At 44.2% G+C, this 22,702-nt stretch carries 17 protein-coding genes and 1 pseudogene; 6 read left to right on the forward strand and 12 right to left on the reverse strand.

Features of this window, described 5'->3' with window-relative positions; genetic code table 11:
- Positions 1 to 76: 76 nt before the first annotated feature.
- The 4 genes from DW640_RS13505 to DW640_RS13520 are packed head-to-tail and all read right to left on the reverse strand — an operon-like array spanning position 77 to position 4,166.
- Positions 77 to 1,327, reverse strand: a complete 1,251-nt coding sequence (locus tag DW640_RS13505) for a thioredoxin domain-containing protein (protein ID WP_117578466.1) — start codon at positions 1,325 to 1,327, stop codon at positions 77 to 79.
- A 29-nt stretch (positions 1,328 to 1,356) separates the two neighbouring features.
- Positions 1,357 to 2,478, reverse strand: a complete 1,122-nt coding sequence (dprA, locus tag DW640_RS13510) for a DNA-processing protein DprA (RefSeq protein ID WP_187323676.1) — start codon at positions 2,476 to 2,478, stop codon at positions 1,357 to 1,359.
- Positions 2,475 to 2,879 carry a thioesterase family protein gene (locus tag DW640_RS13515; RefSeq protein ID WP_008761720.1) on the reverse strand — a complete coding sequence of 135 codons (405 nt, stop codon included), beginning with the start codon at positions 2,877 to 2,879 and terminating at the stop codon, positions 2,475 to 2,477. The genes dprA and DW640_RS13515 overlap by 4 nt, the downstream gene beginning before the upstream one ends.
- A 3-nt stretch (positions 2,880 to 2,882) precedes the next feature.
- On the reverse strand, positions 2,883 to 4,166 hold the full coding sequence (locus DW640_RS13520) for a peptidase U32 family protein (protein ID WP_008761719.1): 1,284 nt from the start codon (positions 4,164 to 4,166) through the stop codon (positions 2,883 to 2,885).
- A 64-nt stretch (positions 4,167 to 4,230) separates the two neighbouring features.
- Between DW640_RS13520 and DW640_RS13525 the strand changes: the two are divergent.
- Positions 4,231 to 6,146, forward strand: a pseudogene (locus tag DW640_RS13525) (RNA-binding domain-containing protein).
- A 127-nt stretch (positions 6,147 to 6,273) separates the two neighbouring features.
- Positions 6,274 to 7,266, forward strand: coding sequence for a tRNA dihydrouridine synthase DusB (dusB, locus tag DW640_RS13530; RefSeq protein ID WP_117578470.1), 993 nt, complete (start codon positions 6,274 to 6,276; stop codon positions 7,264 to 7,266).
- Between the two features lie 2 nt (positions 7,267 to 7,268).
- Here the strand turns inward: dusB and DW640_RS13535 are convergent, their stop codons facing one another.
- Entirely contained in the window at positions 7,269 to 8,234 is a 966-nt protein-coding gene (locus tag DW640_RS13535; protein WP_008761715.1) for a phosphatase PAP2 family protein, read from the reverse strand.
- Positions 8,225 to 9,232: an NAD(P)-dependent oxidoreductase gene (locus DW640_RS13540; RefSeq protein WP_113748022.1), complete on the reverse strand. Its 1,008-nt coding sequence runs from the start codon at positions 9,230 to 9,232 to the stop codon at positions 8,225 to 8,227. The genes DW640_RS13535 and DW640_RS13540 overlap by 10 nt, the downstream gene beginning before the upstream one ends.
- A gap of 263 nt (positions 9,233 to 9,495) precedes the next feature.
- On the opposite strand from DW640_RS13540, the gene rnr reads away from it, so the two are divergent.
- The 3 genes from rnr to DW640_RS13565 all read left to right on the forward strand — a co-directional run bounded on the left by rnr (position 9,496) and on the right by DW640_RS13565 (position 12,461).
- Positions 9,496 to 11,652 carry a ribonuclease R gene (rnr, locus tag DW640_RS13555; RefSeq protein WP_008761713.1) on the forward strand — a complete coding sequence of 719 codons (2,157 nt, stop codon included), beginning with the start codon at positions 9,496 to 9,498 and terminating at the stop codon, positions 11,650 to 11,652.
- Positions 11,653 to 11,800: 148 nt separating this feature from the next.
- Complete coding sequence (locus DW640_RS13560) at positions 11,801 to 12,280, forward strand: pyridoxamine 5'-phosphate oxidase family protein (RefSeq protein WP_016269130.1); 480 nt, start codon at positions 11,801 to 11,803, stop codon at positions 12,278 to 12,280.
- A gap of 1 nt (position 12,281) precedes the next feature.
- Entirely contained in the window at positions 12,282 to 12,461 is a 180-nt protein-coding gene (locus DW640_RS13565; protein ID WP_074858359.1) for a hypothetical protein, read from the forward strand.
- A 207-nt stretch (positions 12,462 to 12,668) separates the two neighbouring features.
- On the opposite strand, the gene DW640_RS13570 is transcribed toward DW640_RS13565, so the two are convergent.
- From DW640_RS13570 to DW640_RS13600, 6 genes are all read right to left on the reverse strand, one after another.
- Positions 12,669 to 14,429: a CotH kinase family protein gene (locus DW640_RS13570; protein ID WP_117578472.1), complete on the reverse strand. Its 1,761-nt coding sequence runs from the start codon at positions 14,427 to 14,429 to the stop codon at positions 12,669 to 12,671.
- 92 nt (positions 14,430 to 14,521) lie between these two features.
- On the reverse strand, positions 14,522 to 15,469 hold the full coding sequence (cysK, locus tag DW640_RS13575; protein WP_117578474.1) for a cysteine synthase A: 948 nt from the start codon (positions 15,467 to 15,469) through the stop codon (positions 14,522 to 14,524).
- A 127-nt stretch (positions 15,470 to 15,596) separates the two neighbouring features.
- The gene (locus tag DW640_RS13580; RefSeq protein WP_011108621.1) at positions 15,597 to 15,938 is read right to left on the reverse strand and encodes a cupin domain-containing protein; all 342 of its coding nucleotides are present in this window, start codon (positions 15,936 to 15,938) and stop codon (positions 15,597 to 15,599) included.
- Between the two features lie 52 nt (positions 15,939 to 15,990).
- A complete protein-coding gene (locus DW640_RS13585) occupies positions 15,991 to 17,637 on the reverse strand; it encodes a glycoside hydrolase family 32 protein (protein WP_117578476.1) in 1,647 nt (548 codons plus the stop codon).
- Positions 17,638 to 17,799: 162 nt separating this feature from the next.
- The gene (locus tag DW640_RS13590) at positions 17,800 to 19,125 is read right to left on the reverse strand and encodes an ATP-binding protein (protein ID WP_117578478.1); all 1,326 of its coding nucleotides are present in this window, start codon (positions 19,123 to 19,125) and stop codon (positions 17,800 to 17,802) included.
- 110 nt (positions 19,126 to 19,235) lie between these two features.
- The gene (locus DW640_RS13600; RefSeq protein WP_032814311.1) at positions 19,236 to 20,039 is read right to left on the reverse strand and encodes an alpha/beta hydrolase; all 804 of its coding nucleotides are present in this window, start codon (positions 20,037 to 20,039) and stop codon (positions 19,236 to 19,238) included.
- 263 nt (positions 20,040 to 20,302) lie between these two features.
- On the opposite strand from DW640_RS13600, the gene DW640_RS13605 reads away from it, so the two are divergent.
- On the forward strand, positions 20,303 to 22,441 hold the full coding sequence (locus tag DW640_RS13605) for a TIM-barrel domain-containing protein (RefSeq protein ID WP_008767349.1): 2,139 nt from the start codon (positions 20,303 to 20,305) through the stop codon (positions 22,439 to 22,441).
- Positions 22,442 to 22,702 lie beyond the last annotated feature (261 nt).

A 22,702-nucleotide genomic window follows, 5' to 3' on the forward strand; every position in this document is an offset into this window, starting at 1 on the left:
CTTGGGTAAGATTTTATAGATATTGTTTGGAGAGGACTTAGAATTCAACCTCTTATTTATGAATCCCTACAGGGTCTCAACTTTGTTGCATCAGTTTTCTCAGCTTCTCTGCCACTTGTAGTAACTGCCCTTTATGGTCTACCATGGAGATGGCCGGAATAGCTCCGGGAGGCAAGTTCTTTTTGATCTCCTCATTCTTCTTTATCAATTCTTCGCAGGCTTTATCACACCACTGAGCAGCTTTCTCACGCAATGACATATCTGCACATTCCTTATTGAGCCAGTTCACCCATTGCAATAAATGCCCTTCGTCACCCAAAATGGTGTGCGAAGCAAGTATCTTATCGCCACGTTTCACAAATGAATCCCATTGCTTCATTATACCGTCTCTGCTGAGGCGCAGACTCTCGCCTATCATGTCAGCTTCCGCCACATTCATCTGTTTCATCTTCGCCACGTAGGCATCCAGTCCCTGCTCATCAAATGTACAGTGATTGGACTCGTCCACTTTCAGGTAGGCATATGAACCGGCTATCCAGTCTTCGAGCAGTCTGCGGTCGAGAGAAGCACCCTGACGGGGAAATTTGTCAGCAATTTCTTTCTGATGGTTTACCACATACTGAAATGCGGAAGAGTTAACATCATGCACATAGTAATAGAATACCAAAAAGTAATCTTCATCTTCCAGCATTTTCTGCTCTCTTCCCTGCAGGAAATCAGCTGCCACCTGTCCTGCCTCCTGCTCACGGTTGGCAGCAGAAAGCGCATTGATATATCCTGAGATAAAAGCCAAGTCACGGTCACCAGCTTCATAACGTTTCTTAAGTCCCGAAAGTCCACCGGACTCTACGCCTAACTTCACTTTCTTCAGCAATTCAAGAGCATCCTCAGCACCGACCAGTCGGTATACGACTTCACCACTTGAATTAATAAAAAGAAGGGTAGGATAGGCATGCACCCCATATTTCTTTCTGAGTTCCACTCCTTCATCTTTCTCCATGTCCATCTTCAGATTCACAAAATGACGGTTAAAATAATCGGCAACCAAGGAATCTTTAAAAACCACTTTGGATAACCTCTTGCAAGGACCGCACCAAGTCGTGAAGCAATCGACAAAAAGAAGTTTGTCTTCCACCTCCGCTCTTTTTAAAGCCTCCGGAAAAGAAAGTTCACGAAAAGCAATCCCATCAGCTTGCGCAAGAGTCATTTGTGCGCCGGCGGCAGGTGTTGCGGAGATTTTCTGTGCAGGAACCATTTGTTGTCCTTGTGTGTTCTGGACGGCTAACAGGCATACTATTGCCATGAATGCCCAAAAATGTCGTTTCATTTCAAATTGTTTTAGATTGGTCATTAGATTTATAATAATTGATAAACTCCTCCTGCCAATACCCGTACGGCTCCCTTCATTTCCAGTTCAAAGAGAATTGCACTCATTTTATGTACGGGAATATCTGTCTCTACCACTAAGGTATTAATCTGTAAGTTTCCTTGTTTTTCCAACGTATGGACTACCTTTTGCTCCTCTTCTGTCAGTTCCAGAAACAGGCTGCGCTGTACATTCTCTACCTTTGCCGGATGTGAATCCAACGTCCATCCCATCGCCTCCACCAAGTCTTCGGCAGACAACAGAAGGGATGCTTTACTGTCACGGATCAGTTGGTTACATCCTTTTGAATATTCGTCGGTCACACGACCAGGGAAGGCGAAACAGTCGCGGTGATAGCTTTCCGCAAGCTCGGCTGTGATCAAAGAGCCGCCTTTGGCAGCCGATTCTACCACAATCGTAGCATCACACATACCGGCCACAATACGGTTGCGACTGATAAAATTGTGTTTATCCGGTGTTGTACCGACAGGAAACTCTGTCAGCAATCCGCCTTTATCAAGCATTTCAACGGCTGTCTTACGATGAAGAGAAGGGTAAATACGGTCCAGTCCGTGAGCTAACACGCCGACCGTAGGCAAGTCATTGTCCAATGCACTCCGGTGGGCATTGATATCAATGCCGTAAGCAAGGCCGCTGACAACTAATACGTCAGGACACAAAGTTTTTAAGTCACGGAGGAAAGTAGTACAGAGTTGTGTACCGTAATCAGTAGCGTGGCGGGTACCCACCATATTAATGATATGGAGAGCGTTCAAATCGGCATTTCCCTTATAGAACAGTACAACAGGAGCGTCTTCACACTCCCGCAAGCGAGAAGGATACGCCTCATCATGAAAAGTCAGGCACTGGATATGATTCTTTTGCAGGAATACAAGTTCCTGTTCGGCACGGGCAATAATTGACGGACAGTCCAGTGCACCCGACACCCGTTCATGTACTCCGGATAATCGCTGCGCCAGTTCTTTCCGGAAGCGGAACACATCGGTGACACTCTTCATGCCCTCTACCAGACGTTTCGCTCCAATGTGCCCGATACCGGGCACCATTGTCAGAGCGATGCTATATATTTGTTCTTGTTCGTTATCGGTCATTTCAGGTATGGAGCAAAGACATTGTCGAACAATTCGCTGTTACTTAAACGTCCGTTTACCACACATACCGTCTCAACAGTGGATTTCACTACTACTTTCTGATCGCTTTTGCGGAAGATATCCTGATAGAATACGTATTTGATGCCTTCTTTCTTCATATACAGTTTGGAGACAAACTCATCCCCACTCTTCAACGGAGTCTTGAAAGCCATATTGATACGTGCCACTACCGGATCGACTCCCTGTTCATGCAACGCCGCAAAACTAACACCTACCGAGGTCAGAAACTCGTGGCGGGTATGCTCCAGATAATGCTGATAATTGGCATTGTTGACAATCCCCTGAAGGTCACATTCGTAATCACGCACCTTCATCTCCAATTCGTAGATATACTGGCTCATCGTTTATCCTCTTTTCTGTTCTACATCAAGTCCCTTGAATTTCTTCAATTCTTCGGTAGATACCAATTTATATAATTTGTCGCTGGGACGTATCTTCTCTGATTTCATTGAGAAACGCTGACCTTTCTTTACCGTCTCTACCGGCTTCAGATCGACACGCGCTTCGTCCAGTGTCATAAAGACTGCGCCGGTGGTAGGTCCCGTTATCAGCAGCTTGTCACCTACACTGACTTCGGCAGCTTCTACCAAGAACTCAGAGACACCGATATTGGAGAAGTATTTGATACCTTTGCCCACATAGATTTTACGTTCCGTAGCGGCCGAACCATAATTCCGTGTCCATTCGCCCAAGCGTTGTCCCAGATAGTAGCCATCCCAAAAGCCACGGTTAAAGACTGCCTTCAGACGTTCATCCCAAGCGGCAATCTTTTCGTCTGTAAACGTATCATCCAGATAGGCCTTTATCGCTTCTTTATAACATTCCACCACCGTACGCACATACTCAGGACCGCGGGCACGTCCCTCAATCTTGAATACACGCACACCCGCATCCATCATCTTATTCATAAAATGAATGGTCTTCAAGTCTTTCGGTGACATGATATATTCATTGTCGATATCCAGTTCCACATCCGTCTCCTTATCGCGAACCGTATAAGAACGACGGCATACCTGCATACAGGCACCCCGATTGGCCGAGTGATTCATTTCGTGCAGAGACAAATAGCACTTACCGGAGACTGCCATGCACAAGGCACCGTGACAGAACATTTCAATACGAATCTGCTCTCCGCTCGGACCGCAGATATTCTCTTCCCGAATCTGACGATAAATCTCGGCCACCTGTTCCAGATTCAACTCACGGGCCAGCACTACGACATCGGCAAACTGGGCGTAGAACTTCAAGGCTTCCGCATTCGATATATTCAATTGAGTAGACAAGTGTACTTCCTGACCGATCTGACGGGCATAGTTCATTACCGCTACATCGGCAGCGATCACCGCTGATATTCCTGCCGCTTTAGCCGCGTCCACAATGGTACGCATCAAAGGAATATCCTTATCATAGATAATGGTATTAACGGTCAGATAGCTTTTCATTCCATGTTCATCACACGTCTGAGCTATCTCACGCAAGTCATCAACGGTAAACGTATTGGCAGAACGGGCACGCATGTTAAGGTTTTCTATACCAAAATAGATAGAATCGGCTCCAGCCTGAATGGCTGCCGCAAGGGATTCACGCGAACCGACAGGCGCCATTATTTCAAAATCTTTTATATTCATTTTACTATCTGATTATCATTTAAATGTGATAGGAGGGTACAAAGGTACGAATTAATACGTATTTTTGCAGAAAATCAAGTAGAAAGAAAAATGGACCATAAGAAACCTATCATACTAAACGACCTGGAAGAATGGGATTTTATTGACTATATAGACTCATTGATACAGAAGGAGGAGACTGTAGACTTAGAGTTTAAGATAGCCAAAGATGGTCTTCCTAATAGTTTATGGGATACTTATTCTTCTTTCGCCAATACAGATGGGGGAATTATCGTACTAGGTGTCAAAGAACACAAGCAACAGTTTATCATTGAAGGACTGACCAAAGAGCAAATCGGCCAATACAAAAAAGACTTTTGGAACCAAGCAAACAACCCGGATTGTATAAATGAAAACCTTCTTGTGGACAAAGATTTGTATGAAGGATCTTATAAAGGTAAAAGGCTTCTTCTGATTTACGTCCCCCGGGCAAGTCGCACACAACGTCCTATCTACAGAACCAAAAATCCTTTTGGCGGACATACATTTAAGCGTAATCACGAAGGTGACTATAAATGTACGGATGCAGAAGTCAGACGCATGATTGCAGATTCAGACGAAAGCCATCCACGCGATTCAAGAATTCTGTCCAATTATTCTATGGACGATATTGACAAAGAGACACTGATTCAATACAGGCGACTTTTTGCTAACCTTAAGCCATCCCACCCATGGCTTAGCTTAGATGATCTGGACTTCTTAACCAAACTGGAAGCATACCGCAGAGACCGACATACCAAAGAAGAAGGATTCACATTGGCTGGAATTCTCATGTTCGGGAAAACAGAAAGCATCACAGATCCGGAATGTGCGCCAAACTATTTCCCGGATTATAGAGAGCATCTGGAAACGGATATTTCTCTCAGATGGTCAGACCGTATCTGTCCGGACGGCACTTGGGAAGCCAACCTTTTTCAGTTCTACCGTAAAGTATATCCCAAACTGACAGCCATATTGCCAAAACCTTTTCAAATAAAAAATGGAATACGCATTGACGAAACGCCTACCCATATCGCAGTACGTGAGGCATTTATCAATGCTCTTATTCACTGCGACTTCTCAGAAGAAGGAAATATTGTCGTTGAACAATGGGTCGATAAATATCGTTTCAAAAACCCCGGAACAATGCTTGTCAGCAAAGCACAATATTATCAAGGAGGAGATAGTGTATGTCGCAATAAGGCGCTACAGAAAATGTTTATGCTGATCGGCTTTTCAGAGAAAGCGGGAAGTGGAGTAAATAAGATAATAAAAGGCTGGAGAGAAGCTAACTGGCAGAAACCATATGTTGAAGAATTCAATCGACCTGACAAAGTAGAATTAACCCTACCTATGATCAGCTTATTACCGGATGATGCGGTAATTAAACTAAAGGAACTATTTGATGGAAAGGTTGAGAGCTTGTCACAAGATGAGCTAACAGCTTTAGTGACTTGTTATAGCGAAAACGAAATTAGTAACAGCCAACTGCAATATATTGTCCCCCAACATCGTTCGGACATTACAAAGATGCTGAAGAAGCTTTGTAATGAGGGGTTCTTAGTTTCAAAAGGAAATGGAAGAGGAACAAAATATCATGTTAATGAGCCAGAAGGAAAAGTTAGAATCTCAGAAAGCTGCTCAGAGAGAAAGGTTGAGAGCTCAGAAGGAAAGGTTGAGAGCTCAGAGAGAAAGGTTGAGAGCTCAGAAGGAAAGGTTGAGAGCTCAGGACAAACAAAAAAGAGATTAAGTTTTGAAGATTTGCAAGCACAGATAATTACTATAGCGCAAGATTACGTAACAATGGAAGAAATTGCTATAAATACTCAAAAGAAATTGCAATATCTTGTTAATAAAATTATTCCGAGAATGCTACAAGCTGGAACGATTGAAAGGCTTTACCCCGGAGTGCCCAGCCATCCTAAACAAAAATATAAGGCAACTAATAAGAACCATAAATAAGCAATACGAGTACACTGCCAATACAGCTTTTTTCATAATTCTATTATTGTTAAGTATGTGATTAAAGGCAAAAGTAGGCTTTTTTCCGTATTTTTGCAGCGAAATAATCATTTAGTTCATCATATACATGAAAATAGACCATATAGACCTGGGAAAACATCCCATCCTTCTCGCCCCAATGGAAGACGTAACAGATCCAGCTTTCCGCCTGATGTGCAAAAAGTTCGGAGCTGACATGGTATATACTGAATTTGTATCGAGCGATGCACTGATACGCTCTGTCAGCAAGACTGCACAGAAGCTGAGTATCAGCGATGAAGAACGCCCTGTAGCTATTCAGATTTATGGTAAAGATACGGAAACGATGGTCGAAGCTGCGAAGATCGTAGAGCAGGCGCAGCCCGATATTCTCGACATAAACTTCGGCTGCCCCGTGAAGAGAGTAGCAGGAAAAGGAGCAGGAGCAGGAATGCTGCAGAATATTCCGAAGATGCTGGAAATTACCCGTGCCGTAGTGGACGCAGTCAAAATACCTGTCACAGTAAAAACCCGTTTGGGATGGGACGCCAACAATAAAATCATTGTAGATCTGGCAGAACAACTACAGGATTGCGGCATTGCCGCACTGACCATTCACGGTAGAACCCGTGCGCAGATGTACACCGGAGAAGCAGACTGGACACTGATCGGAGAAGTAAAGAACAATCAAAGGATGCACATTCCTATCATTGGCAACGGAGATGTGACAACGCCCCAACGCTGCAAGGAGTGTTTTGACCGCTACGGAGTAGATGCCGTCATGATCGGTCGTGCCAGCTTCGGACGTCCCTGGATATTCAAGGGAGTAAAGCATTATCTGGAAACAGGGGAGGAATTGCCGCCACTCAGCTTTGAATGGTGTATGGAGGTACTTCGCCAGGAAGTGATTGACAGTGTGAATCTGCTTGATGAACGCAGGGGCATCTTGCACGTGCGCCGCCACTTGGCTGCCAGTCCGTTGTTCAAAGGGATTCCTAATTTTAAAGAGACTCGTATTGCCATGTTGCGGGCAGAAACGAAAGAAGAATTGTTCCGGATATTCGAAACAATTCCTGAAAAAGTAAATTCTCTTTTAGATTAGTTTTACTTAAACATCGGCTGCGCAAACCACTTCTTGAACATCCACGTCGCCACAACATACAACAAGAATGCAGAGAAGAAACCTACGATCGCATCGATAACGTAGTGCGCCTGAATATATACTGTAGCCCCGCAAAGCAGCATATAGAAAGGGATCAGACAGGCAAACAACTTCTTACTGCCACGCCATGCCATAATCATAAGAATGGTAGAAATACCGACATGCGAACTGGGGAAAGCTGCCGTAGGACGCTCTCCCACTTGCTGCGAACCTTCTACCAAACTGTAAAAGAAGCCATGTTGATAGCCCGGACCGGGAAGTAACTCCTGATTGTTATTGAAATAATCGCCGATGGCCGGGAAAATTCCTTTAGATACATTATCAAAACCTATAGCTGGGAAGTAGAACTGCGGCCCTGCTACCGGAACAAAGATATAAATCAGATAATAGATAAAGAAAGAAGTTACCAGTACAAACGACATCTTCTCAAACCATTCAAACTTATAGATAAAATAAAACACCGTCACAATGAGCATCATCGGATAATAAAAGAAATATCCCATATTGAATGCTTCACTGACCAAAAGATGCGGGAATGTATGACAGAACCAGATAGCAGGTTGCCCATTGAAGATAAACTGCTCGGTTATGGCAAACACATGGTCGAGATTCGGAAAGAACCGGTTAAACTCAAACGTATCCGGATACCAGTAGGAAAGCAGGCTCATCTGAATAGCAACACGTACAAACGCCGAAAACTTGCAAGGAGCCAGCCGATAAAGATACATCAGCAGAAAAGTCATTGCAGCGATCATCGCCCTATCCAGCAACATGTGCCATGGATGATCCATTCGCTGAAACAGGAACAGAATCAAAATGGAGGTCAACAGATTATAAATCAATGTTATCTTCTCCACAGCAAACAACCCCTTCCGGGTTTCCACTCGCTTAAATAAGTCTAAAGCCATCCTTCGTTTTTATACCAGTCAATGGTTTCACGGACTCCCTTCTCCAAGTCATATTCGGGAGCATACCCTAACTCATTAATGGCAGGGGTTATATCACATTGCCAGTTACGTTGTTTCATTATTTTATATTTATCAGAATTCAGCGTACTGCTCTTGCCGGAACGTGTTGCAATGAATTCAGCGAGCAAAGATATAACTTTTAGCACAATTAATGGACATTTCACATGAATAACAAACGGATTACCCAGTTCTTTTTGTATTAAGTCCGAAAATACACGACTATTATACACCTTCCCGTCAGTCAGAAAATAGGCTCTTCTAGTCACTTTTTTTTCTATTCCTAAAAAGATGGCCTGCACAATGTCTTTTACATAAACAAAAGTCAGGTCCTGCCGCCGGAAGCCGACAGAGAAGTCAACATGCTGCCGGATGGACTTCGCCATCAGGAAATAATCCAGTTCACGAGGACCGTAAACTCCTGTAGGGCGATAAATAACATAAGGGAAACCGGGAATACTCTGAATATAAAGTTCAGCCTTAAGCTTGCTAAGACCATAAGCAGTATTTGGCATCGGGACATCACCGGCTTCTATCGGCGAATAATCTTTTTCGCGTACAGGTCCGAATACACTCAGCGTACTGATATAGATGAATTGCTTCGGAACCATATTCAACGCTTTCAGGGTATCAATAAAGTATTTGGTCTGGAGATAATTCACATAATCAAAAGTATTCTTATCCGGACATTTCGTGACTCCCGCACAATGGATGATATAGTCAAACTTATTATAGGTTCCTTTATGTCCGGAGAGTTGGGCACGCAATTCATTGGGATGAGCAAAGTCCAGTTCCAGAAAATGGATCTTCCGGTTCTTCAAGTACTTTTTGCTGCTGGTGGGACGAATCCCCACCCACACACCAAACTTTCGTTTTAATGCCTCTTCGACAATAAAACTTCCTATAAATCCGCTTGCTCCTGTTATTAAGATGCTCTCCATTAATTATAACCTCAATGTATAAGAAAAGAATGATGCTACAAAGATACAATAAATATAAAATAAAAGCCATTTTGCATTTCTCAATTATTCTCTCTTATAAGCATTCCTCCTAAATCACCTTAGAAGGAATACTTTTTATTTTAATAAGGACGAAATTATCGAAGTCAGCGAAAGTTTTATCCAATTCATAACTATCAAATTCAAATATTTGTTTACTTTGTACTCCCATCAAAGAATTTTCAAATAAATCAATTCTATACATTATGGCGAAAAAGAAAGAAAAGAAAGAGAAAAAGGCCGGCAAAAGGATGAGTAAGAAAGAGCTGGCAGCGTTATTGATAGACTTTTTCCATGCCAAACCCAGCGAAACGCTTAGTATGAAGTATATTTTCTCGGAGTTGCATCTCACTACCCATCCGCAGAAAATGCTATGCGCTGACCTGTTACACGACCTTTCAGATGACGATTATATTTCCGAAATTGAAAAAGGAAAGTTCCGCCTCAACAATCACGGAACGGAGATGATCGGTACCTTCCAACGCAAGAGCAACGGAAAGAACTCATTTATCCCCGAAGGTGGAGGCGATCCGATCTTTGTTGCCGAACGCAATTCGGCACATGCCATGAACAATGACAAAGTAAAGATCACTTTCTACGCCAAGCGGAAGAATAAAGACGCGGAAGGAGAAGTCATCGAGATTCTGGAACGTGCCAATGACACCTTTGTAGGTACACTGGAAGTAGCCAAGTCGTATGCATTCTTAGTTACGGAAAACCGTACGCTTGCCAACGACATCTTCATCCCGAAAGAGAAGCTGAAAGGAGGAAAAACTGGTGACAAGGCAATCGTGAAAGTAACCGAATGGCCCGACAAAGCAAAGAATCCTATCGGACAAGTGATCGACATCCTCGGGGTAGCAGGAGACAATACAACAGAAATGCACGCCATCCTCGCTGAGTTCGGCCTGCCCTACGTATATCCGAAAGCGGTAGAAACAGCAGCTGATAAGATCCCCGCAGAAATTACTCCGGAAGAGATAGCCAGACGCGAAGACTTCCGTAAGGTAACGACTTTCACCATCGACCCGAAAGACGCCAAGGACTTCGACGACGCACTTTCGATCCGCCCCATCAAAGACGGATTGTGGGAAGTAGGCGTACATATCGCCGACGTGACTCACTATGTAAAAGAAGGCGGCATCATCGACAAAGAAGCAGAGAAGCGGGCGACTTCCGTTTATCTGGTGGACCGCACCATTCCGATGCTTCCCGAACGCCTGTGCAACTTCATCTGCTCCCTGCGTCCGAATGAAGAGAAACTCGCATTCTCCGTCATCTTTGACATTACCGAAAAAGGAGAAGTAAGAGACTCCCGCATCGTACATACCGTCATCAACTCCGACCGTCGCTTCACATACGAAGAGGCGCAACAGATCATCGAAACGAAAACAGGCGATTTTAAAGAAGAAGTTCTCATGCTGGATACCATCGCCAAAGCACTTCGCGAGAAACGTTTCGCAGCAGGAGCTATCAACTTCGACCGCTACGAGGTGAAGTTTGAAATCGACGAAAAGGGCAAACCTATCAGCGTATACTTCAAAGAATCCAAAGATGCCAACAAGCTGGTAGAAGAATTCATGCTGCTCGCTAACAGAACAGTTGCAGAGAAAGTGGGACGAGTGCCTAAAAACAAGAAACCTAAAGTACTTCCTTATCGTATCCACGATCTGCCCGATCCGGAAAAGTTGGAAAACCTGTCACAGTTCATCGCCCGCTTCGGCTATAAGGTACGTACAAGCGGAACGAAAACAGATATATCAAAGTCTATCAACCATTTGCTGGACGATATTCATGGCAAGAAGGAGGAAAACCTGATTGAAACCGTATCCATCCGCGCCATGCAGAAAGCGCGTTATTCTACGCACAATATTGGTCACTACGGACTGGCATTCGACTATTACACCCACTTCACTTCACCCATCCGCCGATTCCCGGATATGATGGTGCACCGCTTGGTTACGAAGTATATGGATGGCGGTCGTAGCGTATCCGAAAGCAAGTACGAGGACCTCTGCGACCATAGTTCGAACATGGAACAGATTGCAGCCAATGCCGAACGTGCTTCTATCAAATACAAACAGGTAGAATTCATGAGCGAACGTCTCGGACAGATTTATGACGGTGTGATCTCCGGTGTAACGGAATGGGGGCTTTACGTTGAACTCAACGAGAACAAATGCGAAGGTATGGTTCCGATCCGTGACCTGGATGATGACTATTATGAATTCGACGAAAAGAATTATTGCCTCCGGGGACGCCGTAAGAACAAGATATATAGTCTGGGAGATGCCATCACTATCCGTGTGGCACGTGCCAATCTGGAGAAGAAGCAATTAGACTTTGCGCTGATTGAGAAATAGAAACAAGTACTGTAAAAACGAATTAATAGTATACTCTTCTGTGCCACCCTATTGGCACGCTTGTGCCAAAGGCGGGGCATAGTAGTGCCAATGCGATGGCACAACTGTGCCAGAGGCTTGGCACAAACCTGTAAAAACTGACATTAGAATGAAAACAATCGTTATCGAAGACAAGCAACGAATCGAATCCATTATTCTTCAAGCCGATGCCTGCTTTGTAGGCATAACGGACCTGGAAGGCAATCCATATGTAGTTCCTATGAACTTCGGTTATGAAAACGATACTCTTTACCTCCATTCCGGTCCCGAAGGGGGAAAAATAGAAATGCTGCAACATAATAACAACGTGTGTATCACGTTCAGCCTCGGACACAAACTTGTCTATCAGCATAAGCAGGTAGCTTGCAGCTACAGTATGCGCTCGGAGAGTGCAATGTGCCGTGGAAAAGTAGAATTCATAGAAGATATGGAGGAAAAGCGCCGTGCACTGGACATTATCATGCGCCATTACACGAAAGATCAGTTCAGCTATTCCGATCCTGCCGTACGGAATGTCAAAGTATGGAAAGTACCTGTAGATCAGATGACAGGAAAAGTTTTCGGTCTGCGGGCAGACGAAAAACCATGAGATGTACAAACCTCATGGAATCACTTGCAAAATCATGTATTTTCATGATGTTATAAGTCAGTCTATCAGGCAAGGAGTGACTAAAAAGTCGGGAGTATCTACACTCTCCTCCTTCCGGAAGGAGGAGTGGTCGAAGACCGAGGTGGTAGGAAAAATGATGTATGTTCCTATTTTATTGTAAATGACAGAGTTATGTATTCACCTACCACCTCCCCCTACGGGTACTCCTCCTTCCCGAAGGAGGAGAATGAAGATACAACCGACTTTTTAGCCACCCCCCATTTAAGATACTATTGACTTTTTAGTCAGCCTCTATCTGAGAAGTCAAGTGTCAACGAAAGTCAAGTATCAATGACTGAGAAGTGAAATGCTAATATATGAAACTCTATCAGTATTGATTTACTTCACCATCTATATACTCTGCCCTATTCGTTAACCAATTCTTCAACTCTACCACCTTTGCATCGAATGAACGGGTGTTTTCCCATAATTCACTATTTCTCGTTACAGATGGTTTAATAAGCTTGGCCTGATCATCTATATACTGCAACAACTCATTTAATTTATTAGACTTAAAGTCTTGCCAAAAGTTTTTATAGAGTTTCCTTACCCGGCTATCTTGCAGGAAACGTCGGAAAAAAGCGTTTCCCACTCCATTCATATCATCAGAAAAGAGCGGAGTTTCATAACTCCCGAAATGTGTCTCTTTACCTTCATAATCATACGCCCAGTCAAAGTCCCAGATCGGTCCCATAACATACTTACCCTTCCCCTCTTTATGAATAAAGATACTTTTCGGATGGTTAATCTCCATATTGTGTACCAAATTAAAGGTTATCAGATATTTTGCAACTGATTCAATATCAATCATATCCACATACATATTTCCTTCTAACGGCTCCTTTGCAAACTGCACGGTAAATGCATTAAAATCTTTCTTCCAATACTCAAACTGCTCTGTAGTCAAATCAGGGTCTTTCACCATCACCGGAAGATTGAATGCTTCGGACTTGAATTTCGGATCTTCATCAAAATAGGAATCAAGCTCCCACATCACGCTGTTATTCTCATCCAAATCCACACGATTTTCTTTGATTTCTATCTGTTCCGTCAGTAGATAGGAACCTTTGTATTTGCCATTCAGAACCACATCCACCGGAATGGCATGATTGGTGAAAGGAATATTCAGCAATTGCCCGACTTTGAAGGCAACTGAGTTAAGCATCAAGGTAGGATCGATATGATTAGCCAGTAATACATAATTCTTCGCTTTTCCCAAACCACAAATCTCAGATTTCTTATCAAGCTTTAACCGGTAAGGTTTCTTCGGATATCCCCATGTGGAGTTTCCCCTTCCTTTCACCTCTGTCTTGCCTGTATAGTTCTCATAAATCCCCTTGCCATCCACGGTGAGAGTCGCATTCAAATAATAATCCTTACTTGGTATTTCCGTTATACTAGGGTCTTCTGTCGTGATCGTAAACTGAGGAATCAGGATAAAGTCCAGCGTCAGGATGTATCGGACTACTTCTCCATTCCGCATCACAAACTGATAAGTGACCGGAGAGGCGAAATCAATTTCCGTCACACCGCTGACCTGTTCTACATCATCTACCATTACTTTCACGGCATCAGTCATAAAGACAGGAATCAGTTTCGATTGTGGGAATGTGTAGGAAGATACAATAGTCTCATCTTCAATCGTACATGAGACATCAGCAGTCAGCAAAGCATTATCTTTTCTCAAAAAGCGAAATTCGGATAACACCTGCGCATCTTTCAAGACAACTTCGACTGTATATTGTTCCCTGCTGCCGTCTTCTGCTTCTACGAGAATCATCAGCGGCCGGGAAAAATCATTCGAAGTGATGCCGGATTCCTGCCCGACTCCATTCACGCTTACAGACGTTCCTTCATACTTGAATGTAGCAATCAATGACTTCAGGTCATCATATTGATCCATTGACAGCGTTATCACATTCCCTTTAATGGAACCTCTCACGTCATTCTTAATTTTACCTTGATTGTCACTCTTCTGAATCGAATAGCTGATTAATTGCTTCGTTGAAGAGAGAGGAGTTTCTTCATCTTTACAGGCAGAAAACAGCAGGAGAATAATCATCAGAATCCCTAACGTCTTGTTTTGCATAGTATTAAATAAAAATGGTTACTTGGCAAATATACGGTTTTGCCAAGTAACCACAGGATTATTCTCTATATTTCTTTCAAAAAAACGTTCCTTTACAAAGGATACTCTTCAAACGCGTACAGGATAGTAGATAAATAACGCTCTCCCGTATCGGGCAATAAGGCTACGATCATCTTCCCTTCGTTTTCGGGACGTTTCGCCAGTTCGGTAGCCGCATAGACGGCTGCTCCCGAAGATATGCCGACCAACAGCCCTTCTTTTTCCGCCAGCGCACGACTGGTACGGATAGCATCGTCATTCTGCACCTGAATAATTTCATCTACGACAGAAGCATTATAAGTCTTCGGTACGAAACCGGCGCCGATTCCCTGAATCTTGTGAGGTCCGGGCTTTCCGCCGGACAGTACCGGAGAGTCGGCAGGTTCTACCGCCACCGCCTTCACACTGGGATCGCGCATCTTCAATGCTTCTCCTACTCCGCTAATTGTCCCGCCAGTACCTACACCGGCAACGAAGATATCGACTTTCCCCTCGGTATCTCTCCATATTTCCAGTCCGGTAGTGCGTAGATGCATAGCGGGATTAGCAGGATTTTCAAATTGCTGTAAGATAACGCTGCCCGGAGTGGCAGCTTTCAACTCTTCCGCTTTGGCAATCGCCCCTTTCATTCCGTCGGCACCGGGAGTGAGCACAAGTTCCGCTCCCAGAGCTTTCAAAAGGTTACGACGTTCGACGCTCATCGTATCGGGCATCGTCAAAATCAGTTTGTACCCCTTGGCGGCAGCAACGAATGCCAATCCTACTCCCGTATTTCCACTGGTAGGCTCGATGATCGTTGCGCCGGGAGTCAAGACGCCTTTCATTTCGGCATCTTCAATCATTGCCAATGCCACGCGGTCTTTTACACTGCCCGCGGGATTGAATGATTCGATTTTCACGATCAGACGAGCCTTCAAGCCGTTACTCTTATTATAATTACTTAGTTCCAACAACGGAGTGTTACCTACCAAATCCGTCAATTTCCTTGCAATCTTTTCCATATATCTGTTTTTAATTTCCTTTGTTTTTAAGATATTACAAAGATAGTGCAGTTTTTGTTGACAGGAAATACCATATATGTGGTAAATTTATACCATCATTATCCGGTAACCTACCATTCATCAGGAACTATTCCAGAAAATCAGCCCGCATGGGACTGAATGTGTCTATCAATACTCCCGCTTCCAGACAGACGCATCCATGCGGTTCGTCGGGTGCTACATAGTAGCCATCGCCGGTCGACAGTATCTCTTTCCGGTCGCCGATGGTCAGTTCAAACTTTCCACTTGCCACGTAGGTAGCCTGACTGTGGTAATGTTCATGCAACGTACCGACCGCTCCTTTCTCAAATTCTACCTTGACCATCATCAACTGTCCGTCGTATCCCATTATCTGACGACGGATTCCCGGAGCGGGGTGCTCCCATTTCAACTCTTTCTCAAACTGAAAAACTTCACTACGCGTTTTCATATTCTCTTTCCTATTTAAATAACTGAAAACAAAGATAGCTTTTGATTTCCGTCTACCAAATGGATTCTACGGAAAAGACTTGCAGGTCTTTCACTTCGATACGGTTTCCCCAGAAGTGGAGTCCTTCTCTGTTGTTAGTGTCAGAGCGGCGTTCCATGGAATAAGAATACAGTCCGCCGTCGATAAATACTTCGATAGAGGTGCGGTCAATGTAAATATCGGCACTCAACTCCATGCTGGTCGGGTCTTGGGGAGAGTAGAAACGGCCGTTCAGGGTATTGGAGTTCATGTCGTAGCCGATCATGCGCTGGCCGAAAAGGTTGAATCCGGCATCCGTGGCATGAGAGAGTTTGATCGTTGTCTTAATGCGGAGACAGTCGGCATCATAAAACTCTTTCAGATGGCGGTTGGCCTCATCCGAAGAAAGAGATTTCCATGAACGAAGAGGCTTACACAAGGATTCGACCTCCTTTACGGGAACGTTGACAAGGCGGATGCCGTCTTTGGTGGTACGCAAAGTCAGTTCGGTGGGGAGCATCATCATTCCGTTGAAAGGCATACCGGGGTGGGAGATTCTTCCCCAGCCTATCTGGATACGTCTGCCGTCGCTTGCCGGAATATTGGTAAAGGTCTGGGCTGCATAGATACTTCCGGTGGTATAGCAGTATTTTCCGGCTTCGGGAGTAAATACCTTGCCGTCGAAAGAGCCTAGCATATACGTACCGGTGGCACCGTACATCACCCACTTCGTATGGTTCTTGTCACCGTCAACCGGCAGTTCAAACAATTCGGGACATTCCCAGAAGCCTGTAACATGGCTCTCGTATTTCCAGTCTTTGAGATTGGAAGAGGTATAGATGGAGTGTCCGTCGCGCTCGTTCAGTACCAGTACCCAATGTTTGGAGGGCGCATACCAGAACACTTTCGGGTCGCGTGTGTCCTGAGAGTTCCATTTCTCCTTGGAGTTGATCACCGGATTCTTGTCGTACTTCGTGAAGGTACGTCCTTTGTCAAGGCTATAGGCTATCCCCTGCACTTGTCTGTCACTGCTGGCGGCAGTGAAGGCGGCAACCATGGCTGGAGTCTTGCCTTTATTGAATCCGGCGGTATTATCATAGTCGATGACTGCCGAACCGGAGAACATCGTTCCTAAATGGTCGGGATACAGAGCGTCCGGTAATTCTGTCCAGTGTATCAAGTCCTTGCTGACCGCATGGCCCCAGTGCATATTCTCCCAGTCTCTTTCGAAAGGATTGTGCTGGTAGAACAGGTGGTATTCGCCCTCATAATAGATTAATCCGTTAGGGTCATTGATCCAGCCTCTCCGGGTAGTGAAGTGGAATTGCGGACGGTTCTTTTCCTTATACAGTTCAGCTTGTCCTTCGATTTCGTCGGACTGGTATATTTTACTCAATCCCTTCTCATTGCCGTCGTAGGTTATCTTGATCGTCTTTCCTTTGAAAGCCGACACATCTTTAAACACCCAGTATTCCGCTTCATCCGGCGCCAGACGGATAACGACGGATAAATCCGGCTTGCCGTTTACTTCAAAAGTCATCCTTCCTCTGTTCTCTTTATGGGAGATGGGGAAGTTCAGATATTGCTTGGTTATTTTAAAAGATACTTCTCCGGCTATCGCTGCCAAACAGGAGAAGGATAAAACAAAAAGAGTAAGTACAGTTCTGCTTAATGTCTTCATAGCTATTTTATTTATTAGTTTGTAAAATCGGAGTAAATGTAGCCAATACGACCGATTTCTGATATAATAAATGATTCACAGACTATGAGAAACGTTACATTTCACAGATATTTTCCTTAAATGACCTGTATTTTTCATCACTTGGCCGTTTCTCTCTATTCTTTATCCCACGTTATTATTCAGCAGCTCTTTCGTCTTATCCGCAAGAAATAAAGGAATATTAATCAGATTGCCGTCTTGTTTCAAATTCAGCATCGAATATCGAATCCGGCAAGCAGGTTGATAAAGTTTCTCGTACTGAATCAGACTTTTACCTGTTATATTCTGGTCTGCTTTCACTTCTACCGGATAAATATGATTACCATGCTGAAGTAAAAAATCCACTTCTGCTTTATTACCGGAAGTCCAGTAACGGAACGAAGCCTGAAGTTGTGCTGTAAGACTTTGCAATACATAATTCTCTGCCAATGCCCCTTTATATTCCGTATATCCGGGAGTGGACAATAACAAAACACTTGCATCCAGTTCGGACAATTGCCTCAACAACCCTATGTCTAATGCATAGAGCTTAAAAGTGCTCAAATCATCGTAGGCTTTCAGTGGCAGCCTAGGCGACTTGCTCAAAACTACTTTGTTGACAAGACCAGCTTGTTCCAACCATAAAATAGCATCTTCGTATTCACGCGCACGTGCTCCGGGACGAACCAGTTGATAAACAAACTTACGATTTTCTTTCGCCAATTGAGAGGGCAGAGAGTTCCATACATAATTGATACGGGGCGCCAACGTAGGTGTAGTATGTTTCACAAAATCCAGAGCATAGTCATTCAATATATCCCGAAGCGATGAATCCACTTTTTGCATATCATTAAAGTCAACCATCAAAGAAGCAGGTTCGGGCATACCGCCACAAATAGAATAGGCAATGAAGGCTTCCCGCAGTTTGTCGAAGAAGATTTGGGGAAGAGGTGCTATTTCTTTGACAGAGCACATATATTGATACATCGCCGGATCTTTCGTATTCAGAAACTCCGTAAAAGTCAGCGGATACATAGACAGATGATTTACTTTTCCAACCGGAAAGGAATTGCCTATGTGATTCAGGTAAATTCCAAGTAAAGAACCAGCGCAAGCCACTGCATATTCGGGTGCTTCTTCGCAGAAATATTTCAAAGAGTTCAGCGCTTCATTGCACTCCTGAATCTCATCCAATATCAGCAAAGTAGTCTGAGGATTAATTTTTCGTCCATGCAAAAAGGACAATTGCTGTATAATGCGCTCGGGGTCTTTAGTCGTTTTAAAGATATCACAAAGTCCGCTTTCATCTTTATCCAGACTAAAATAGGCAACATCTTCAAAGTATTTCTGACCGAAATACTTCAAAGCCCACGTCTTACCCACTTGTCTCGCCCCATGAATAACCAAAGGCTTCCTGTTTACATCCGTTTTCCAAGCCACTAACAGCTGAATAATTCCTCTTTCAAACATACCGAGTCACATTTTTGATATCTGAAATGTGAGAACTTACACATTTTTGATATGAGTTTCGTGCAAATATACACATTATCCATATCAAATGAAAGAATATCACAGGTCTATTACTTGAACCTCTTCACATAATTAACGATCAGATAGCAGGCAGGACCGAGTACCTGTCCGTGGTCAAATCCTTGCAGTTCATATAAAGAGACTTTCCGATTGCCGATATTCTTCAATACCGATGCCAGCAGTGCATTCTCTTCGTACCGGTCAGCCATTTCCAGATTCTTATCCCCCGTAATCAGCACAACAGGAGCGGTATCCTTGCGGGCCTTATTTACCGGAGCAAATTCGTCAATGATGGGGATTCCGTTGGGCAGGCCACGTTCTTTGCGGATGGTAAAATGAGTGACTGTCTGCCCGCTGACCGGAAGATAGGCAGCTACACTATCCGCATCGGCTCCATATGCAGCCATGTATTTCTTATCCATTGCCAGAATCAACGTAAGGTAACCTCCTGCCGAATGACCGGAAACAAAGATACGATCCTTGCGACCGCCATACTTTTCGATATTCCGGAATGTCCATGCCACGGCTTCGGCGGCATCTTCTATATAAGCCGGATTCTTTGCTTTCGGACTCAAACGATAATTAACCGCCACTACTGCAAAGCCTTGATCCGTCAGTTCCCTGGGAACAAATTTACTTCCTCCTTCCATACCACCGCCATGAAACCATACAATGGTGGAAAAATCTTTTTTATTCTCGGGATAATAAACATCCAATTTACAACGTTCCAGACGATAAGCATCTGTTTCGGAGCCGGAAATGTAAGGTACATCCTTGTCGGTACGATACGTATCCTGTGCCTGAACGAGGCAGGCACAAAGCAAAAAGAGAAGGAGAAAACAATTCTTTTTCATGGTTTTATTCTTTTTCATTCTTAAACAAGGACAAATATAAAACCTTATTTTTAGAATCACGGTCAAAAAAAGAAGATATTAATATCTCCCGTCACAAACATTAATATATGTCGTGACAGGTCACTTTATCTGACTTCTCAGGTATTAATACTTGATACCGCATCTGTTTTATTCCTATATTTGCAATATTCTTTTATTGCATTTTAGTGGAAAATCGCATTTCAGAAGTCTATTTTAATATAACCATGATAAAATAAACTATAATGAGAAAACTATTACTCAACCTTTTTCTATCCACAGTAGGTCTCCTGTTTGCCGGGCAAGCATCCGCTCAAGAAGAAATTGCTCCGGGAATCATCAAGCTGCAAGCGGGAGAAATTGACACTTTTACCCCTTATTCCTTATTCGGCGGGAAACCTGCCGTAGAAGCAATGAAACAACTTCCGGCTGCAAAGCCGCCCTTCAGCCCCGACGAAGTGCAAATAAAGATAACCGACCGTGGCTGTCTGATCGAAGTCCCTCTGGAGGACAACGAACAAATATACGGTTTCGGACTTCAATTCGAAACTTTCGGTCAGCGTGGCCTGCGCAAGCGCCCGATAGTAAACGACAATCCGCTGAACGGACTCGGATATACACATGCTCCGCAGACATTCTACGTCTCTACCAAAGGGTACGGTATTCTGGTCAACACGGCACGGTATACCACTTTCCTATGCGGCTCCAATCAGAAAACCGAGCATAGTCGTCAACTGCAAGCGGAAGAAAGAAAACACATTGCTACCACCACAGAAGACTTGTATAAGAACAGAAGCAACGGAAATAAAGTCCATATCGACGTACCCGGCGCCAAAGGCATTGAGGTATTTATCATCACCGGACCGGAAGTGCTGGATGTAGTCAAGAGATACAACCTCCTCTCCGGCGGCGGATGTCTTCCTCCGATGTGGGGACTCGGATTCAAATACCGTGTCAAAGGAGATGCGACGCAAGACTCCGTCATGCGTTTTGCCAACTATTTCCGCGAGAAACAGATTCCGTGCGACGTACTGGGACTCGAACCGGGATGGCAGACGGCCACTTACTCCTGTTCTTATCGCTGGAGCGACGACCGTTTTCCAAGGCACAAAGAAATGCTGGACCAGTTGCAGCAGAAAGGATACAAAGTAAACCTGTGGGAACACGCGTATGTTCATCCTTCTTCCCCCATCCGGAAGGCGCTGGAGCCCTACTCAGGCGATTTCCTTGTATGGAACGGACTGGTACCGGACTTCATCCAGCCGGAAGCACACAAAATATTTACCGATTACCACCGCACACTGATAGAAGAAGGCATCTCCGGCTTCAAACTGGACGAATGTGACAACTCGAACATATCTTTTGCTTCCGCCACATGGTGCTTCCCGGATATGGCACAGTTCCCTTCGGGCATCGACGGAGAAAAGATGCACCAGGTATTCGGTTCCCTTTATGTGAATGCGATGGACAGTATCTATCGTGAAAAGAATACCCGCACCTATCAGGATTACCGGTCGTCCGGTATGTTCATGTCTTCACGCAACGCCGTACTTTATAGTGATACATACGATCCCAAAGAGTACATTCAGGCACTTTGCAACTCGGCATTCGGAGGACTGTTGTGGTGTCCCGAAGTGCGTGAGGCACATTCTGCCGAAGATTTCTTCCATCGTCTGCAAACGGTGATTCTTTCTCCGCAGGCTATGGTCAATGCATGGTATCTGCAATACGCTCCGTGGCTGCAATTCGACCGTGGAAAGAACGAACGTGGCGAGTTCCTGCCGGAAGCAAAGAGGTATGAAGAATATGCCCGCACACTGATTAATCTGCGTATGCAGCTGATTCCTTATCTGTACAGTGCTTTTTATACATATTATAAAGAAGGTGTACCTCCTTTCCGTCCGTTATTGATGGATTATCCCAAAGATGAACGTTTGCGCACTATCAGTGACCAGTATATGATGGGAGACGGATTGATGGCTGCTCCTTTATACCAGAACAAGAAAACGAGAACGGTCTATTTCCCCGAAGGAACATGGTACAACTTCAATACCAATGAGAAATATGAAGGCAACCGTGAATATGAGATTACGACGGAATTAGATCAGTTGCCACTCTACGTTCGCCAGGGAACGTTATTGCCATTGGCCGCACCTGTCCCCTATGTAGATGCTCAAACCGTATTCGATCTGCATTGCAAAGTATACGGCGCTCCTTCGGCAACGTTCCTCCTTCTCGAAGATGACGGTATAAGTTACGATTTCCAAAAAGGACAATTCAACGAAGTAACGCTGGAAGCTGCCAAAGGAAAGGTAAAACTGAAAAGGACAAAAGAATACAAGCAAAAAAGATATCAACTGACGGATTACGAGTTCATCAATTGATTTCTTAATTAGTTTCACTGCTTGAAACCAGAGTTTCATCAGTGAGAAACTGTAGTTCCAAAGGCTTGAAACCAAAAGTTCCAAGCGTATGAAACTAGAGTTTCAAGTAATGGGAACCAAAGTTTCAAGCAATGGGAACTGTAGTTTCATACCTTAAAACAAACTCGGCTTATTAATAGCTGAAATGAATGACAGCGTGACGGCAAATCTTTCCGTCACGCTGCTGTCACAGGTTGCTGTCACGGTCTTATGATTTAATTA

The sequence above is a fragment of the Bacteroides sp. AM23-12 genome (assembly GCF_003434395.1).
GTDB classification, from domain to species: domain Bacteria; phylum Bacteroidota; class Bacteroidia; order Bacteroidales; family Bacteroidaceae; genus Bacteroides; species Bacteroides thetaiotaomicron.

What these genes read in the sequence shown, in the direction of transcription:
- DW640_RS13605 (WP_008767349.1), top strand. Translation starts at nt 20,303, where the DNA reads ATGAGAAAACTATTACTCAACCTTTTTCTATCCACAGTAGGTCTCCTG.
- DW640_RS13535 (WP_008761715.1), bottom strand. Translation starts at nt 8,234, where the DNA reads ATGGCTTTAGACTTATTTAAGCGAGTGGAAACCCGGAAGGGGTTGTTT.
- DW640_RS13580 (WP_011108621.1), bottom strand. Translation starts at nt 15,938, where the DNA reads ATGAAAACGCGTAGTGAAGTTTTTCAGTTTGAGAAAGAGTTGAAATGG.
- DW640_RS13565 (WP_074858359.1), top strand. Translation starts at nt 12,282, where the DNA reads ATGTACAAACCTCATGGAATCACTTGCAAAATCATGTATTTTCATGAT.
- dprA (WP_187323676.1), bottom strand. Translation starts at nt 2,478, where the DNA reads ATGACCGATAACGAACAAGAACAAATATATAGCATCGCTCTGACAATG.
- rnr (WP_008761713.1), top strand. Translation starts at nt 9,496, where the DNA reads ATGGCGAAAAAGAAAGAAAAGAAAGAGAAAAAGGCCGGCAAAAGGATG.
- DW640_RS13590 (WP_117578478.1), bottom strand. Translation starts at nt 19,125, where the DNA reads ATGTTTGAAAGAGGAATTATTCAGCTGTTAGTGGCTTGGAAAACGGAT.
- dusB (WP_117578470.1), top strand. Translation starts at nt 6,274, where the DNA reads ATGAAAATAGACCATATAGACCTGGGAAAACATCCCATCCTTCTCGCC.
- DW640_RS13515 (WP_008761720.1), bottom strand. Translation starts at nt 2,879, where the DNA reads ATGAGCCAGTATATCTACGAATTGGAGATGAAGGTGCGTGATTACGAA.
- DW640_RS13600 (WP_032814311.1), bottom strand. Translation starts at nt 20,039, where the DNA reads ATGAAAAAGAATTGTTTTCTCCTTCTCTTTTTGCTTTGTGCCTGCCTC.
- DW640_RS13540 (WP_113748022.1), bottom strand. Translation starts at nt 9,232, where the DNA reads ATGGAGAGCATCTTAATAACAGGAGCAAGCGGATTTATAGGAAGTTTT.
- DW640_RS13585 (WP_117578476.1), bottom strand. Translation starts at nt 17,637, where the DNA reads ATGAAGACATTAAGCAGAACTGTACTTACTCTTTTTGTTTTATCCTTC.
- DW640_RS13560 (WP_016269130.1), top strand. Translation starts at nt 11,801, where the DNA reads ATGAAAACAATCGTTATCGAAGACAAGCAACGAATCGAATCCATTATT.
- DW640_RS13520 (WP_008761719.1), bottom strand. Translation starts at nt 4,166, where the DNA reads ATGAATATAAAAGATTTTGAAATAATGGCGCCTGTCGGTTCGCGTGAA.
- DW640_RS13570 (WP_117578472.1), bottom strand. Translation starts at nt 14,429, where the DNA reads ATGCAAAACAAGACGTTAGGGATTCTGATGATTATTCTCCTGCTGTTT.
- cysK (WP_117578474.1), bottom strand. Translation starts at nt 15,469, where the DNA reads ATGGAAAAGATTGCAAGGAAATTGACGGATTTGGTAGGTAACACTCCG.
- DW640_RS13505 (WP_117578466.1), bottom strand. Translation starts at nt 1,327, where the DNA reads ATGAAACGACATTTTTGGGCATTCATGGCAATAGTATGCCTGTTAGCC.